This is a genomic window from Kitasatospora sp. YST-16 (assembly GCF_026802215.1).
In the GTDB taxonomy this organism is placed as follows: Bacteria; Actinomycetota; Actinomycetes; order Streptomycetales; family Streptomycetaceae; genus Kitasatospora; species Kitasatospora cineracea.
Window position 1 is genome coordinate 5,749,711 of record NZ_CP113837.1, and the last position, 15,472, is coordinate 5,765,182.

Annotated in this window: 10 protein-coding genes; 9 read left to right on the top strand and 1 reads right to left on the bottom strand. The window is 71.3% G+C overall.

The window, feature by feature from the left end:
* Positions 1–4 precede the first annotated feature (4 nt).
* The 8 genes from OU787_RS26145 to OU787_RS26180 all read left to right on the top strand — a co-directional run bounded on the left by OU787_RS26145 (position 5) and on the right by OU787_RS26180 (position 12,802).
* Complete coding sequence (locus tag OU787_RS26145; protein ID WP_268660762.1) at positions 5–958, top strand: ABC transporter permease; 954 nt, start codon at positions 5–7, stop codon at positions 956–958.
* On the top strand, positions 955–2,742 hold the full coding sequence (locus tag OU787_RS26150) for a dipeptide/oligopeptide/nickel ABC transporter permease/ATP-binding protein (RefSeq protein ID WP_268660763.1): 1,788 nt from the start codon (positions 955–957) through the stop codon (positions 2,740–2,742). The genes OU787_RS26145 and OU787_RS26150 overlap by 4 nt, the downstream gene beginning before the upstream one ends.
* Complete coding sequence (locus OU787_RS26155; RefSeq protein WP_268660764.1) at positions 2,735–3,577, top strand: ABC transporter ATP-binding protein; 843 nt, start codon at positions 2,735–2,737, stop codon at positions 3,575–3,577. The genes OU787_RS26150 and OU787_RS26155 overlap by 8 nt, the downstream gene beginning before the upstream one ends.
* Positions 3,574–6,093, top strand: a complete 2,520-nt coding sequence (locus OU787_RS26160; RefSeq protein ID WP_268660765.1) for a family 78 glycoside hydrolase catalytic domain — start codon at positions 3,574–3,576, stop codon at positions 6,091–6,093. The genes OU787_RS26155 and OU787_RS26160 overlap by 4 nt, the downstream gene beginning before the upstream one ends.
* The gene (locus tag OU787_RS26165; protein WP_268660766.1) at positions 6,086–8,323 is read left to right on the top strand and encodes an alpha-L-rhamnosidase; all 2,238 of its coding nucleotides are present in this window, start codon (positions 6,086–6,088) and stop codon (positions 8,321–8,323) included. Before OU787_RS26160 ends, OU787_RS26165 begins: the two co-directional genes overlap by 8 nt.
* A complete protein-coding gene (locus OU787_RS26170; protein ID WP_268660767.1) occupies positions 8,320–9,264 on the top strand; it encodes an alpha/beta hydrolase in 945 nt (314 codons plus the stop codon). Before OU787_RS26165 ends, OU787_RS26170 begins: the two co-directional genes overlap by 4 nt.
* A gap of 1 nt (position 9,265) precedes the next feature.
* A complete protein-coding gene (locus tag OU787_RS26175; protein WP_268660768.1) occupies positions 9,266–10,657 on the top strand; it encodes a hypothetical protein in 1,392 nt (463 codons plus the stop codon).
* 108 nt (positions 10,658–10,765) lie between these two features.
* Positions 10,766–12,802 carry a hypothetical protein gene (locus OU787_RS26180; RefSeq protein WP_268660769.1) on the top strand — a complete coding sequence of 679 codons (2,037 nt, stop codon included), beginning with the start codon at positions 10,766–10,768 and terminating at the stop codon, positions 12,800–12,802.
* Between the two features lie 271 nt (positions 12,803–13,073).
* Here the strand turns inward: OU787_RS26180 and OU787_RS26185 are convergent, their stop codons facing one another.
* Entirely contained in the window at positions 13,074–14,084 is a 1,011-nt protein-coding gene (locus tag OU787_RS26185) for a LacI family DNA-binding transcriptional regulator (RefSeq protein WP_268660770.1), read from the bottom strand.
* Between the two features lie 144 nt (positions 14,085–14,228).
* Here OU787_RS26185 and rhaI point away from each other — a divergent pair, with 144 nt between their 5' ends.
* A complete protein-coding gene (gene rhaI / locus OU787_RS26190; protein WP_268660771.1) occupies positions 14,229–15,395 on the top strand; it encodes an L-rhamnose isomerase in 1,167 nt (388 codons plus the stop codon).
* Positions 15,396–15,472: the final 77 nt, after the last annotated feature.

Consider the following 15,472-nt stretch of genomic DNA (forward strand, 5'->3'; position numbering starts at 1 on the left):
GCGAGTGATACCCACCATGGTCAAGTTCATCGCCATCCGCGTGCTCAGGGCGGCAACGGTCTTTTTCGCCGTCACCTTCGTGACCTTCGCGATCGTCTACGCGAACCCCGCCGCCATCGCCCGCAACGTCGTGGGGATCAGCGCGAACGACGACGCGGTCCGGGCCGAAATCGTCAAGCTCGGCCTGGACCGCCCTCTCCTGGAGCAGTACCAGCACTGGCTCGCCGGCCTCATCCACGGCGATCTCGGACAGTCGTACTTCACCGGCCAGCCGGTCCTGACGACACTCGGCATCAGGTTCCCCGTCACTCTCGCGCTGATGATCCTCAGCCTTGTTCTCACCGTCGTCCTCAGTGTCCTGATCGGCGTCTCCTCGGCGGTCCGCGGAGGCTGGCCGGACCGGCTGCTCCAGTTCCTCTCCGTGATCGGCGGGGCCATCCCCTCCTTCATCGTGGCGATCGGCCTGGTCTTCGCCTTCGCGGTCGCCCTGCCCCTCTTCCCGGCTACGGGGTACGTCTCCCCGGACGTCAGCATCGGTGACTGGGCCGCCTCGATCACCCTCCCCGTGCTGGCGATCCTCGTCGGCTCCATCGCCGGCGCGGCCGCCCAGTTCCGCGGGGCCGTCAAGGACGTCCTCGACCGGGACTTCGTCCGCACCCTGCGGGCCAGGGGCCTGTCCGAACGGGCCGTCATCTACCGGCACGTCCTGCGGAACGCGGGCGGGCCAGGGCTGACCGTGCTCTCCCTGCTGACGATCGGACTGCTCGGCGGCGTCGTGATCATCGAACAGGTCTTCGCCCTGCCCGGGATGGGGTCGCTCGTCACCGACGCGGCGTCTCGGGGTGACGTCTCCGTGGTCATGGGCTGCGTGGCCGTCACCGTCCTCCTGGTGTCGGTCGTGAACCTGGTCACCGACCTGCTCACCACGGCACTCAACCCGAAAGCGAGGGCGTCATGACCGCGCATCACCTTGCGGCGTCCGACGACGCGGCCGGACCCCCCGCAGAGCCCGGGGGCCGCACCGGGTGGGTGCGGCGGCTGCTCGGCAACCCGCTGGCTGCGGCCTGCCTCGTCTTCCTGGCCGCCGCGATCCTGTTCGGTCTGTCCAGCCCGTGGCTGGCCCCGCACCCGGCTGACGCCACCCAACTCGACGCCGTGAACGCGCCGCCCTTCACCCCCGGCCACCTGCTCGGCGGCGACGGATCGGGCCGGGACATCCTGTCCCGCCTGATGTGGGGCACTCAGCGGACGCTGTTCTCCTGCGTGATCATGCTCGTCAGTGCCCTCGTCGTCGGTGTCCCCGCGGGGCTGCTGGCCGGCTATCGCCGCGGGGTTGCCGATTCGCTGATCAATTGGGTCTCCGACCTGGTCATGACGCTGCCCGGCATCGTCCTGCTGATCGCGCTGTACACGCTCACCGGCCCCAACCTCGTCGCGGCCATGGGAGTGTTCGGCGTCCTCGTGGCGCCGTCCTACTTCCGCATCGTCCGTGGAGTGGTGCTCGGCGTGCGCAACGAGCTCTACGTGGACGCGGCCAAGGTCGTCGGCCTGTCGGACGCCCGCATCATCGGCCGGCACGTGCTCTGGGCGGTGCGCGCCCCCGTCGTCATCCAGAGCTCCTTCGTGCTCGGCGCTGGCATCGCGATCCAGGCAGCCGTGGACTTCCTCGGCCTCGGCGACCCGTCGAAGGCGTCCTGGGGAGCCATGCTGCAGGAGGCGTTCGCGAACATCTACACCAACCCGTGGAGCGTGGTGTGGCCGGCCTCGCTGATCAGCCTGACGGGCCTCGTCCTGGTCCTGCTCGGCAACGCGCTGCGCGACGCCCTCCAGGTCGGCGCGGCCCGGACCACGCCGACCCGGCGGCAGCGCGAACGGCTGGCCGCGGCCTTTGCCGTGCGGGCGGACGACGAACCGGCCCGCCCCGCGGCCGACCAGGGCGCCCTCCTGTCGGTCCGGGGGCTGCGGGTGGCCTACCCCTCCGCAGAGGGCGGGACCGCGGAGGTCGTGCGGGGTGTCGATCTCGACGTCCGCAGGGGCGAGATCCGAGGACTGGTGGGCGAGTCGGGATCAGGCAAGACCCAGACCGCCTTCTCGGTCCTCGGCATCCTCGGCAGGGAAGCACTGGTCGGCGGTTCGGCCGTCTTCGACGGTGACGACCTGATCGCGGACCCGGCGACCCGGGCCCGGGTCCGCGGACGCCGGATCGCCTACGTCCCGCAGGAGCCGATGTCGAACCTCGACCCCTGCTTCACGGTCGGCTCGCAGCTGGTCCACGGCCTGCGCGCGGTACGGCGGATCGACCGGCAGGAGGCCCGACGCGAGGTGCTGGCGCTGCTCGCCAGGGTCGGCATCAAGGACCCCGCGCACGTCTTCAACCTCTACCCGCACCAGATCTCCGGCGGCATGGCGCAACGCGTCCTCATCTGCGGCGCGGTCGCGGCCGACCCGGACCTGATCATCGCGGACGAGCCGACCACCGCACTGGACGTGACGGTCCAGGCGGAGGTCCTCGACCTGCTGCGGGAACTGCGCGACGAGCGCGGCCTCGGAATGGTCCTCGTGACCCACAACTTCGGCGTCGTCGCGGACCTGTGCGACACCGTCAGCGTGATGAAGGACGGCCGGATCGTCGAGTCCGGCGACGTCCGCACCGTCTTCCGCGCACCGCACCACCCGTACACCAAGGAACTGCTGTCCTCGACCCGCGTCGTGGACCTGGGAGAGGTGGCCACCGATGGGTGAGACCGCGACCGAGCACACGACCGGGAAGGGACTGGAGGTCAAGGACCTGCGGGTGGCCTACGGCCGGGGCAGGGGACGCGTCGACGTCGTCAACGGCGTCTCGTTCGAGATCGCCCCCGGTCAGACCCTCGGCCTGGTCGGCGAGTCCGGATCGGGCAAGACCACGATCGGCCGTGCCCTGCTGGGCCTCGCACCGGTGGTCGGCGGATCGGTCTCCTTCCGCGGGCACGAACTCACGAACCTGCCGCGCTCGCGACGGCGCACCCTGGCCCATGACATCCAAGTCGTCTTCCAGGACCCGTACTCCTCGCTCAACCCGTCGATGACGATCCAGGACATCCTGGTCGAACCCCTGCGCGTCGCAGGCGTCGCCGACGGCCACGCCCGGGTCCGGGAACTGCTGCAGCAGGTCGGCCTGCCCGACGACGCCGGCGCACGCTACCCGAGTGAGTTCTCCGGCGGACAACGGCAGCGCATCGCCATCGCCCGGGCCCTGGCCCTGCGCCCCGGTCTCATCGTCTGCGACGAACCCACCAGCGCACTGGACCTGACCACCCAGGCCAAGGTCCTCGACCTCCTGCACCAAATCCAGCGGGACACCGGCGCGTCCTACCTGTTCATCAGCCACGACCTCGGCGTGGTGCGGGAGGTCAGCCACCGCATCGCCGTGCTGCACGAAGGCGTGATCGTCGAGACGGGCGACAGCGAGCAAGTCTCCCTGCGCCCTGTCCACCCCTACACCCGGAGGCTGCAGTTGGCCACCCCCGTACCGGACCCCGACGTCCAGGCCCAGCGCCGCCGACGCCGTCGCGAGCTCCTGGAGGCGGGCGCATGAGCGTGGTGCTGCACGACAAGGATGCGCGGGAGGAGCCGTGGCAGGGGCACTGGATCGGGGCCGCTCCCGCCCCCGTCCCGGAGCTGGAGGACGCGGTCACCGGGACCGCTGCGGGACGCGGGTTCTCGCGCGTGCTGTTCCGCAAGGAGTTCCGGCTCGACGAGGTGCCGCCGACCGCGCCCCTGCGGCTGACCGCCGACAGCCGGTTCGTCGTCTGGGTCAACGGCCGGGAGGTCGGACGCGGACCGGTCCGGGCACAGCCGCGCCGATGGCGGTACGAGGAGTTCGACATCGCCCCGCACCTCGAACGAGGATCGAACGCGGTCGCGGTGCTGGTGACGTACTACGGCACGGCGACCTCGTGGTGGTACCCGGCTCCGCCCGAGGGCGGGATCAACGGCGACGCCTGCCTGGTGCTGGACGCGCGCCTGGGCGGGGCCGGACTCGCCACCGACAGCTCATGGCGTGTGCACCGCTCCTCCGCCTGGAGCCTGGCAGCCGCCGCCGGAGTCCCGTGCGAGGTGCTGGACGCCCGCGAGCTGCCGGAGGGGTGGACGCGTCCGGGCTTCGACGACGGGGAGTGGTCCACCGCGACGGTCCTGACGGCACGTCACTGGGGCGGACTCGGACGCAGCCGGCCCCCCGTCAGCCCGTTCGGAAAGCTGCTGCCCCGGCCGATGGCCGTGCTGGGCGGCGACACCGTCCGTCCGGCGGCCGTGCTTGATGCCCGCACCAGGGCGAAGCCCGCATGGGCGAGTGAGCACCCCGGGGCCCGGGTGGTGCAGCACCTGGAATTCCCCGGCGAGCCACTTCCGGCCGGACTGCCGCTGTCCGCAGTGATCGGCGCCGACCGGACGCTCGACCTGGTGATCGACTTCGGTGCGCTGACCGCGGGCTTCGTGGAACTCACCGTCGACGCCCCGGCCGGCACCGTGCTGGAACTCGGCTACCGGGAGAAGCGGAAGCGCGTCGGGATCGTCGAGACCACGTCCGACTACGAAGCCGGCGCGCGGTACGTCTGTCCCGGCGGTCGGGCCGTCTACTCGGCCCTGGAACCGGCGGGCCTGCGCTACCTGTACCTCACCGTGCACACGCCCACGGCCGCCGAGGTGACGGTCGTGGACGTCGCGGTGCGGGAGAACGTCTACCCCCAGACCGGGTCGGCGTACTTCAGCTCCGACGACAAGGAGCTCGACCGCATCTACCGGGCCGGGATCCGGACTGTCCAGCTCAACTCCTTCGACGCCTACACCGACTGCCCGACCCGGGAGCAGCGTTCCTGGGTCGGCGATGGGGTGGTCCACCAGATGGTCCACCTCGCCACCAACGAGGACTGGCGGCTGGCCGAGCACTACGTCGAACTGGCCAACTCGCCGCGCTCCGACGGCATCCTGCCGCTGAGCGTGGCCGGCGACTTCGAGCAGTACGAGGGATTCACCATCCCGGACTGGTCGCTGCACTGGGTCCACGGCGTGCACAACCTCTACCGTCACACCGGCGACCGGGCCGGGCTGGCCAAGTACCTGCCGACCGTCGAGCGGGTGCTGCGCTGGTACGAGCCCCACCTTGACGAGCACGGGACGCTGAGCGACCTGCCCGAATGGAACCTGGTCGACTGGTCGAGCGTCTTCACCACCGGCCGCAGCTCGATCGTGTCCGCGTTGTGGGCCCGCGGGCTCGCCGAGTACGCCGAACTGTCCGACTGGGTGGGCAACGCCGGATCTGCGGCCTGGGCCCGGGCACGCCACGCGGGAGTGGCGGTCTCGTTCGAGGACTTCTGGGACCCGGACCGGGGTCTCTACGTCGACCACATCGTCGACGGGGAGCGCAGGCCCGCCGCCTCGCAGGCGGCGAACGCCGCCGCGATCGTTTCCGGGCTCGCACCGACCGACCGGTGGAGGGCGATCGCCTCGGCGATGATCGATCCCTCCCTCGTCGTCACCCGGTCCTGGATCGGCGGCGACGGAGGCTACGACCCCCGGAAGGAGGAGGACCAGCGGCGCGGCATCCAGCGGATCGACTGGGACGCCGAGCGCGAGATCGTCCGGGCGCAGCCGTTCTTCAGCTACGTCGTGCACGACGCCGTGGCCCAGGCCGGCCTCGCCGACCGGATCGCGGACCTGGTCCGGGACTGGTCGGTGTTCCTGCACGACGGCTACGACACCTTCGGCGAATGCTGGGGCTGGGGCACCCCGGTGCACGGTTGGTCCAGTACCCCGACCCGTGACCTGGTCGTGCACGTGCTGGGCATCTCCCCGGACCTGCCGGGATTCGAGCGGGTGCGGATCGCCCCCCGACCGGGCCGGCTGCACGAGGTCGCCGGCGCCGCCCCGACACCGCACGGACCGGTCGAGGTCCGCATCCGTGGCGAGGAGATCACGATCTCCAGCCCCGTCCCGATCCGTTTCCTCCCACTGGCCGGCCCGAGCCAGGAGCTGCCCGCCGGGAGCCACCGACTCGTGATGCGCCGTTCGGCACCCGAGAACGACAACACCCCAGGAAACCGAAGTGCTTGAAACCAGCGAGATGATCACTGCCGACGCCGACCGCTCCGCGGCCGTCGTCCTCGTTCACTCCTTCCGCCTCGACCAGCCCGCGGACCGGATCCGCTCCGCGCGCCTGCGGGCAACCGCACACGGCGTCTACGAGGCGCGCATCAACGGACGCCCGGTGTCGGCCGAGGTGCTCGCCCCGGGCTGGTCGGCCTACGAGTGGCGGCTGCCGGTGAGCGACGATCCCGTCCGGCACCTCCTGGCGGAGGAGAACACCGTCGAGGTGCTGCTCGGCAACGGCTGGTGGCGGGGTGACCTCGGCTTCGAGGACATGAACCTCAACTACGGCTCCGAGCTCGGCTTCGTCGCCGAGATCGAGGTCGTCTACCACGACGGGCACACCCAGACGGTGACGACCGGTCAGCACTGGCAGGCACGGACCAGCGACACCGTGGCGAACAACCTCTACGGCGGGCAGTGCATCGACGCGCGGCTGCGCGGCACCCGCGACACCCTGCCGGTGCGGCGGATCGACGTCGACCGCGCCAGGTTCGTGCCCCGGGACAGTCCCGCCGTGATCCGTCACGAAACCCTGAAGCCGACCCGGATCAGCCTCGCGCCCTCGGGCGCCACGCTCGTGGACTTCGGGCAGAACCTGGTCGGCTGGGTCCGGATGCGGGCCCGCGGGCAGGCCGGGACGCAGATCGTCCTGCGGCACGCGGAGGCGCTGTCCGACGGGGAGTTGGCCACCAGGCCGCTGCGCTCGGCGAAGGCGACCGACACCTTCGTTCTGTCGGGCGGCGAAGACGAGTTCGAGCCGACCCTCACCTTCCACGGCTTCCGGTACGTCGAAGTGACCGGATACCCTGGCGAACTGACGGCCGATCAGCTGGAGGCCGTCGTCGTCCACTCCGACCTCCGCCGCACCGGCCGCTTCTCCTGCTCGTCGCAGCTCGTCACCCGGCTGGTCGAGAACTCCGTCTGGTCGCAGAAGGGGAACTTCCTCTCCCTGCCCACCGACTGCCCCCAGCGCGACGAACGACTCGGGTGGACCGGCGACATCGCGGTGTACGCGCCGACGGCGTGCTTCCAGTTCGATGTCGCTGACTTCCTGCACGGCTGGCTGCTCGACCTGGAGGCCGAGACCCGGCACAACGAGAGGTCGGCCGTACCCGCCGTGGTCCCCGACATCCTGAAGCTCACTCCCTCGATCGAGGACGACGCCCCCCTGCGGAGTGGCCCGACCGCGGTGTGGGGAGACGCCGCGGTCTGGGTCCCCGAGGCGCTCTGGCAGGCGTACGGCGACCGTGACCGCCTCGCCGCGCACTACCCGGGCATGGTGCTCCACCTGGAATCGGTCGTCGCCGCGCTCTCCGACACCGGCCTGTGGGACCAGGGCTTCCAGTGGGGCGACTGGCTCGACCCCGACGCGAGGCCCGACGAGCCCGGGGCGGCGAAGGCCGACTCCGGCGTCGTCGCCACGGCCTGCCTGATCCGGTCGGCGGCGTTCGCCGCACGGGCCGCGGACGTGCTCGGACACACCGAGGACAGCCGCCGCTGGGCCGACCTCGCCGACCGGACGAGGGCCGCCTTCCTGGAGCACTACGTCGATCCCGACGGCCGGGTGCGCTCCGACTGCGCGACCGTGTACGCCCTGGCGATCTGCTTCGGCATCCTGGACGGCGACCGCCGCCGCGCGGCGGGGGAGCGGCTGGCAGAGATCGTGCGCGAGCGGGGCCACCGCGTCACTACCGGTTTCGCCGGCACCCCCTACGTCACCTGGGCGCTGTCGGAGACGGGCCACGTCGAGGACGCCTACCGGCTGCTCCTGCAGACCGACTGCCCTTCCTGGCTCTACCCCGTCACCATGGGCGCGACCACCATCTGGGAACGCTGGGACTCGATGCTGCCCGACGGCACGGTCAACCCCGGCGAGATGACCAGCTTCAACCACTACGCCCTCGGGTCGGTCGCCGACTGGTTGTACCGGGTCGTCGCCGGCATCCGCCCCGCCGAGCCCGGCTACGCCCGGATCGAGCTCGCTCCCACGCCGGGGCCGGGCCTCGAATGGGCCCGTGCCGCCCTGGACACGCCCAACGGCACCGTCGAATGCGGGTGGGAACGCCGAGGCGACCGCATCCACGTCCGTGCGGCGGTCCCCGACGGTATCGAGGCCGAGGTGATCCTCGCCGACGGGACGAAGCACGTCGTCGGCACCGGGCCGCACGAGTTCACCTACCTGGAGGAACGGTGAGCGCCGACACGGACCCGTACTTCCAGCGCCTGCTCGCCCTGGCCGCCGAGCAGGAGGAGCCGAGCACGGGGGAGGACCCCGAAATCGCCCTGGGCTTGGAGCCCCGGCTCGTCGACGGCTTTGCACCCCCCGATGTCCGGGTCGCCGACGAGCACCTGCCCGGGCCGCACGGTCCGGTTCCCGTAAGGATCTACCAGCCGCACGGTGCCCGGGCAGGCCGACCGGTCCTGGTGTGGTGCCACGGTGGTGCCTTCGCCTTCGGAGACATCGACATGCCCGAAGCGGACGCCACCGCCCGCACGATCGCCGTCCTGGCGGACGCGCTCGTCGTCTCCGTCGACTACCGGCGAGCGGTCCACGGCGTGCACCACCCCGTTCCGCTCGACGACGTAGTCGCCGCCTACACGTGGGCCACCCGGCTGGCGGGGGCCTCCGGCACCCCGCACCGCCGGATCCACCTCGGTGGCGCCAGCGCGGGCGCGGCCCTTGCGGCCGGGGCCTGCCTGCGGGTCCGCGACGCCGGAGGGCACCTGCCGTCCTCCCTGCTCCTGCTCTACCCGTGCGTGCACCCGGTGCTCCCCGCGGCGTCGGACGAACTCGCCGCCAAACTCCACAGACTCCCCGCACACATGAGGTACGAAGCCGGGATGTTCGAAGCCGTCATCGAGAACTACCTGGGAGCGCCGTCCGCCTCGGCCCCCGGCGAGGCGATGCCTGCCGTGGCGGACCTGCGAGGACTGCCCCGGACACTGGTGTTCAACTGCGAGTACGACGCCTTGCGCGCCTCCGGCGAGGAATTCGCGCTCGCCTTGCGCCTGGCGGGTGTGAACGTCGACCTGCGGACGGCTCCCGGTGTCGCGCACGGGCACCTCAACAGGCCCCACCTGGCCGAGGCCCAACGGACCCTGGCCGCCATGTCGCGCTGGATCGAGGAGGACTGACGTGCCCGAGACCGACGAGCCCTGGGCGGAACGCCTGCTGGCGGGCGCGTTCGACGACCCCGCGGGACGAATTTCCGACCTGCGCACCGAGGAACGGACGGTAGACGGAGACCGCCTCGCCGTCGTCACGATCCGCTTCACCGCGGAGGACCTGCGCGGCCGGACGTACGAGGCGACCGCCAAGGTCATCCTCCCGGCCGCCCTCGCCGAGGATCCGGCGGCCCGGGTGCCCGTCTGGTTCAACTGCGGGTACGAGCTCGCCGACGCACCGGCCGTGCAACAAGCCCGCCGGGGATGGATCGTGGCGACCCCGTGCGAGCCCGCACCCGGAGAGGTCTTTCCCGGCCCCAACCCCCTGGTGCGCGGTCCGAACACGGAATTCGTCCTGGCCCACCTCGTACGCGGGCTGTCCTTCGTCGATCCGGCCTCGATCGTCTACTCCGGCGGCAGCGCCGGAGGGTTCGCCGCGCTGCTGACCGCCGCAGAGGCGTTCCCGGCAGCCGCGGCCGTGCCCGCCGTCCCGGTGGTCAGCCTCGCCCACCAGCGGGCCCACTTGCTGGACGTCCTCCCACAGCTCACCGCCGACCCGCCGCCGGACCACCCGGCTGTCCCACTGCTACTGCAGACCACCCTGCCGATAGCCGAGGGCTGGAAGCTCGCCTACGGCGAGGACCTCTCCGCACCGGGCTGGCTCGAACACTCGCCGGTGGACCACCTCTCCCGGATCACCTGCCCGGTCGCGGCGGTCTTCAGCTCCTCCGACTTCCTGGTTCCATTGCGGCAGGTGAGCGCGCGTCTCGCTGCCGACCTGTCCGCGGACGCGACAATCCACGGCTCCGGCAGCGCGCCCGGCGGCCCGGCGGACGCGGAACCCGCCACCGGCCTGTTGGACATCCTCGGTGACGCGGCGGACGTCCGGGTCCTGCCGGTGCCTGCCGGAACACCGGCCATGGCGGACCTCGACCTCACCCAGCCCCTACCGGCGACACCGCTCCCGGTGCCCGACAGCACGGTCGACGGCAAGCCCTGGCTGATTGCCGTCGTCGACGAGGGCCCCGCCGCCCTCGGCGGCCACTGGCGATACGCTCTGGAACCCGACTTCGAGCCCTTCGCCATCGGGGCCCTCGCGACAGGTGCGGGAGCCGGCCAGCTGACACAGGCCAAACTCCGCCAACTGCTCGACCGCTACCGCGGTGTCGAGTGGCTCGCCCCCAAGTTCCACCACCTCGACCGGCCGTCGGCGGAGCGGCGAGACGTCGAACGCGGCCTGCGGGCGTACTGCGCCCTTTCGGCCGCCCACGCACGGCGGTTCGCCGACCTGTACGCGGAGACCGACGAGGACAGGCGAGTCCTGCCCGACGACCTCGTTCGGGACCTGCTCGGACCCGCCTGACCGCGCCACGGGAACATCCCGGCCGGCCGTCACCCCCGAAAGCCACTTTCCCTCCGACCACCGTGCCTTCGGCACGGCGTTCCTCCCCCCACTCAAAGGAGAGTGTTCATGTCGAAAACCACTCGTCGGCGCACGCTCAGACACGCCTGCCTCATCAGCGCGCCGCTGCTGCTGGCCGCAGCAGTGGCGTCGGCGCCCGTTCCGGCGTTCTCCGCGGAGTCGGCGCGTCCCGGCACGACCCCCGGGGCGTCGCCCTGGGAGACCGTGAGCCTGGAGAAGATCTCCCTCCCGTCGACGGTCAAGACCGCGGCAGCCCCGGCGTACAGTGCGGACGGCAAGCACCTGCTGTTCTTCGGCAACATCGTCGCGGATCCCGCGCAGAACCCCGACCCCAACCGCGGACCGCTGCACCTGTGGATCGTGGGCACCGACGGCAAGGGCGCGCACTGCCTGTCCTGCGGGACCGACGAGCCGCTCGTCGGCGAAGCCGAGCAGCCGGGCCTGATCTCCCCGTTCCCCGACGGCAAGCGTGCCTTCTACGGTCCCTACGGAGACCCGAGGGTGCTGCACTGCGCGCCCAGCCTGCTCGACTGCCAGAGCGCCACGACCTACCGGATCGACCAGTCGGGTGCCCGGCCCAACGGCGGACTGGTCCCGCCGGGCGGAGCGGTGCAGACGCCCTCCTTCAACGGCGGCGGGGCGGCGTCGCCGAAGCTCTCGCCCGACGGCAACTACATCGCCTGGTCGGACTACCGCACCGACAGCCTCGAACTGATGGTGCTCGCGAAGCTGTCGTTCACGGGTGACAAGTACGTGGTCAGCGACCCGCGCACGCTCAACCCGCCCGGGCCCACCTCACCGACCGACCCCGATCCGCGCCACTGGTCCGACAGTGCCGCGCTGTTCGAGTTCAAGGCGTTCGTGGACGGCGGGCGCGCCGTCACCTACGTGCAGGTCGGCGGCGACGCTTCCGGCAACCCGGACCTGTGGAAGCTCGACCTCGCGACCGGCCAGCGCACCCGCCTGACCGCCGATCCCGAGTGGCAGGAGGACATGGCGACATCGCCCGACGGCAAGTCGATGTACGTCGGGGTCGACTCGCACGGCCGTCACTACTTCGACTGGGCCGGCCTCGTGCCGTTCCGCGGATTCTTCGACGGCTCGTGGGTCGGCGCGGCGGCCATCACCCACGTGTCGTCCTCCGAACTGCGCTCCTGCGCCCCGTTCGCCTCCAGCCTGCTGCCGGCTGACGGTGACCGCGGTGGCCGGCTCGTGGGCCAGGTCATCGACCCCTACGACGGCGGCGACATCCGTGACAGCACCCAGATCCACGGCCAGCCCATCTGGAGCCCGGACAGCACCTCGGTGGCACTGACCACCCAGAGCTTCACCACCCTGGCCGCGGCCCCCTACCTGCTCGTCGCGCACTTCAACCGCCCGCCGAGCAAGCCGCTGCCGATCGTGAGTTCCGAGCCGGGCGCGTGGGCTCCCACACCGGACCAGTACCACGGGGCCCTCGGCGCCAAGACCACCGTCACGCTCAAGGGCCTGTCCTCGGGTACGGTGACCGTCCACTACACCGCTCCGATCGGAGCCACCGCACCGACCGAGTCGACCGCCACCTACGAGGACTACTCCGACGACGGCAAGTCCTTCGTCAGCGGCACCCAGATCGTCAAGCGCGGTGGCACGACGGTCCAACTGCTCAACAACCTGACCCTCCGCGGTGAGCACACCGGTTCGCTCAAGGGCGACATCACCATGGACCTCCAGTCCAGGCCGTTCAAGTCCACCGGATCGCAGACGGCCACCTACGACGGCACCACCGTGACCGGCCCCGACTCGACCGAGAAGCGCTGCGAGGACGTCCGCGGCGCGCTGCCTCGTCCCACGGCGCTCGACGTGGAGGCCAAGCGGGCCGGGCACGCCGTCATCGTGAAGGTGACCTCCGCCTACGGCGGGGCCGGTGCCAACGAGCAGGGCGTCGACCGCCGCCCCGTCCGAGGCGCCACGGTCAAGGTCGGCGGTGAGACCGCGACGACGAACCAGGAAGGCGTGGCGGTCCTCCACCCGAAGGGCAGGACCAACGTCGTGAGCGTCGACGCCGGTGCCTCGTTCCTCCCGGCACAGGTCACAGCCTCCTAGCCCGGCACTCTCCCCACTGAGGGCCCCGGCCACCGGACGAAGCCGTCCGGTGGCCGCGGGCCGCTCGGCGCCAGGTTGCGGGGTCGACCGACCCGGTGGGAGGACAGAGCACAGGAGCTGGGAGCGTGAGTGGACTGTCCGCCGTCGCTCACCGCGCCGTGCTGCGGATCTGCCGAACGCTGCCCTGCCGTCTCGCGCTTGGATCCGGCCCCAGCGGAACCGATCAGCGCACGAAAACCGGGCTACCGGACGTGAATGGTTTCACCCACGATCAGCCACGGCCGGTAAATAGACTCGACTGCCGAACCACCAGCTCGGGTTCGAAGACCACCTGCCGGTGCTGGTGTGCTCCGCCGCCGGTCTCTTCCATGAGGAGTTCCGTCGCTGTGCGGCCCATCGCCTCGGCGGGCTGGCGCACCGAGGTCAGCGGCACCGCGGCCGCGGCGGCGAACTCGATGTCGTCGTAGCCGACGATCGCCAGGTCCTCGGGCACCCGCAGCCCCGCCGCGAAAGCGGCCTGCAGCACGCCGAGCGCCAGCAGGTCGTTGGCGCAGAACGCGGCCGTCGGCCGTGGCAGCATGCCCAGCAGGCGGGCGCCCGCGTCCCGCCCGGCCGCCACGTCCAGCCCCGCCACCTCCAGGTCCACCAGCTCGGCGCCGGAGCCCTCCAGTGCGGCCAGCGCACCTGAGCGCCGGTCGGCGACCTGCTGCAGGCGGTGGCGGCCGCCCGCGAACGCGATCCGCCGGTGGCCGCCCGCCAGCAGGTGCGCGGCCGCCAGCGAGCCGCCCTTGACGTCGTCCACCGACACCGAGCAGGCATCGATCCCCGGAGCGAGGCGGTCCACCAGGACGAACGGAACACCGCCCCGCCGCAGGGCGGCCGCCCCGGAGCCAGCCGTGTCTGCCGGGGTGAGCAGGACGCCGCGCACCCGCTGCTCGGTGAACAGGGCCAGGTAGTCCGCCTCGTCGGCCTGTCGCTGCGCACTGTTGCAGACCATCACGCCCAGGCCCTCCGCCCGCGCTGCCCGTTCCGCGCCGCGGGCCACCGAGACGAAGAACGGGTTGCCCAGGTCGAGGACCAGCAGGCCGATGATCCGGCTGCTCCCGGAGCGCAGCTGGCGCGCCGACTCGCTGCGCACGTAGCCGAGTCGCTCGATCGCTGCCTGGACCCTGGTCCGGGTCTCCTCGCCGACCACCTCCGGCCGGTTGATCACGTTGGAGACCGTGCCCACCGACACGCCGGCCGCGCGGGCCACGTCCTTGATCCCTGCTGCGCTGCCCATGTCTACGCCTGCCTCCGTTCATGGTTGAAAAGATTCATAAGCATGTTCGTCGAGCGGGAAACAGATTACGGCAGTGTCTTGACGTTTTCCGTCGACTCACCCTACGGTCTGTTTGAAACGATTCAAGTTGTGAGAGGTGCTCCGGTGACCGACCGATCTGCCGTGAAGGACGCCCTGCGGGCCCAGCGCATCGAGACGCCCTCCTGGGGCTACGGGAACTCGGGCACCCGCTTCAAGGTCTTCGCCCAGCCGGGCGTGCCGCGCGACCCGTTCGAGAAGCTCGCCGACGCCGCCCAGGTGCACGCCGCCACCGGCGCCGCCCCGAAGGTCTCGCTGCACATCCCCTGGGACAGGGTCGAGGACTACGCCGCCCTCGCCGCCCACGCCCGCGGCCTCGGGCTGGAGATCGGCGCGATCAACGCCAACGTCTTCCAGGACGACGACTACAAGCTCGGCTCCGTCACCAACCCCGATCCGCGGGTGCGCCGCAAGGCGGTCGACCACCTGCTGGAGTGCGTCGGCATCATGGACGCCACCGGCTCGACGGACCTGAAGCTGTGGTTCTCCGACGGCACCAACTACCCCGGCCAGGACGACACTTCGGCCCGCCAGGGCCGCCTGGCCGACGCGCTCGCGGAGGTGTACGAGCGGCTCGGCGACGACCAGCGGATCCTGCTGGAGTACAAGCTGTTCGAGCCCGCCTTCTACACGATGGACGTCCCGGACTGGGGCACCGCGTACGCGCACTGCCTGCGGCTGGGCCCGAAGGCCACCGTCGTGGTGGACACCGGCCACCACGCGCCGGGCACCAACATCGAGTTCATCGTCGCGTTCCTGCTGCGCGAGGGGAAGCTCGGCGGTTTCGACTTCAACTCCCGCTTCTACGCGGACGACGACCTGATGGCCGGCGCGGCCGACCCGTTCCAGCTGTTCCGGATCATGCACGAGGTCGTCAAGAACGGCGGCCTCGCACCGGAGACCGGCGTGGCCTTCATGCTCGACCAGTGCCACAACATCGAGGCGAAGATCCCCGCGGTGATCCGCTCGGTGATGAACGTCCAGGAGGCCACCGCCAAGGCTCTACTCGTCGACAGCGCGGCACTCTCCGCAGCCCAAGCGGCAGGCGATGTCCTGGAAGCGAACGCCGTTTTGATGGACGCCTACAACACCGACGTTCGCCCGCTGTTGGCCGAGGTCCGCGCCGAGGCCGGACTCGACCCCAACCCGCTCGCCGCATACAAGGCCACCGGATGGGCCGACAAGATCGCCGCCGAGCGCGTCGGCGGCCACCAGGCCGGCTGGGGCGCCTGACCCCGCCGGAAACCCCGAACCCGCGGGTCGGCTGCATCGGCGCACCCTCCGGCCGACCCGCGAACCACGTCGGCGCA

Coding starts and splice junctions, on each gene's coding strand:
- OU787_RS26160 (WP_268660765.1), top strand. CDS start 3,574: ATGAGCGTGGTGCTGCACGACAAGGATGCGCGGGAGGAGCCGTGGCAG.
- OU787_RS26180 (WP_268660769.1), top strand. CDS start 10,766: ATGTCGAAAACCACTCGTCGGCGCACGCTCAGACACGCCTGCCTCATC.
- OU787_RS26155 (WP_268660764.1), top strand. CDS start 2,735: ATGGGTGAGACCGCGACCGAGCACACGACCGGGAAGGGACTGGAGGTC.
- OU787_RS26185 (WP_268660770.1), bottom strand. CDS start 14,084: ATGGGCAGCGCAGCAGGGATCAAGGACGTGGCCCGCGCGGCCGGCGTG.
- OU787_RS26150 (WP_268660763.1), top strand. CDS start 955: ATGACCGCGCATCACCTTGCGGCGTCCGACGACGCGGCCGGACCCCCC.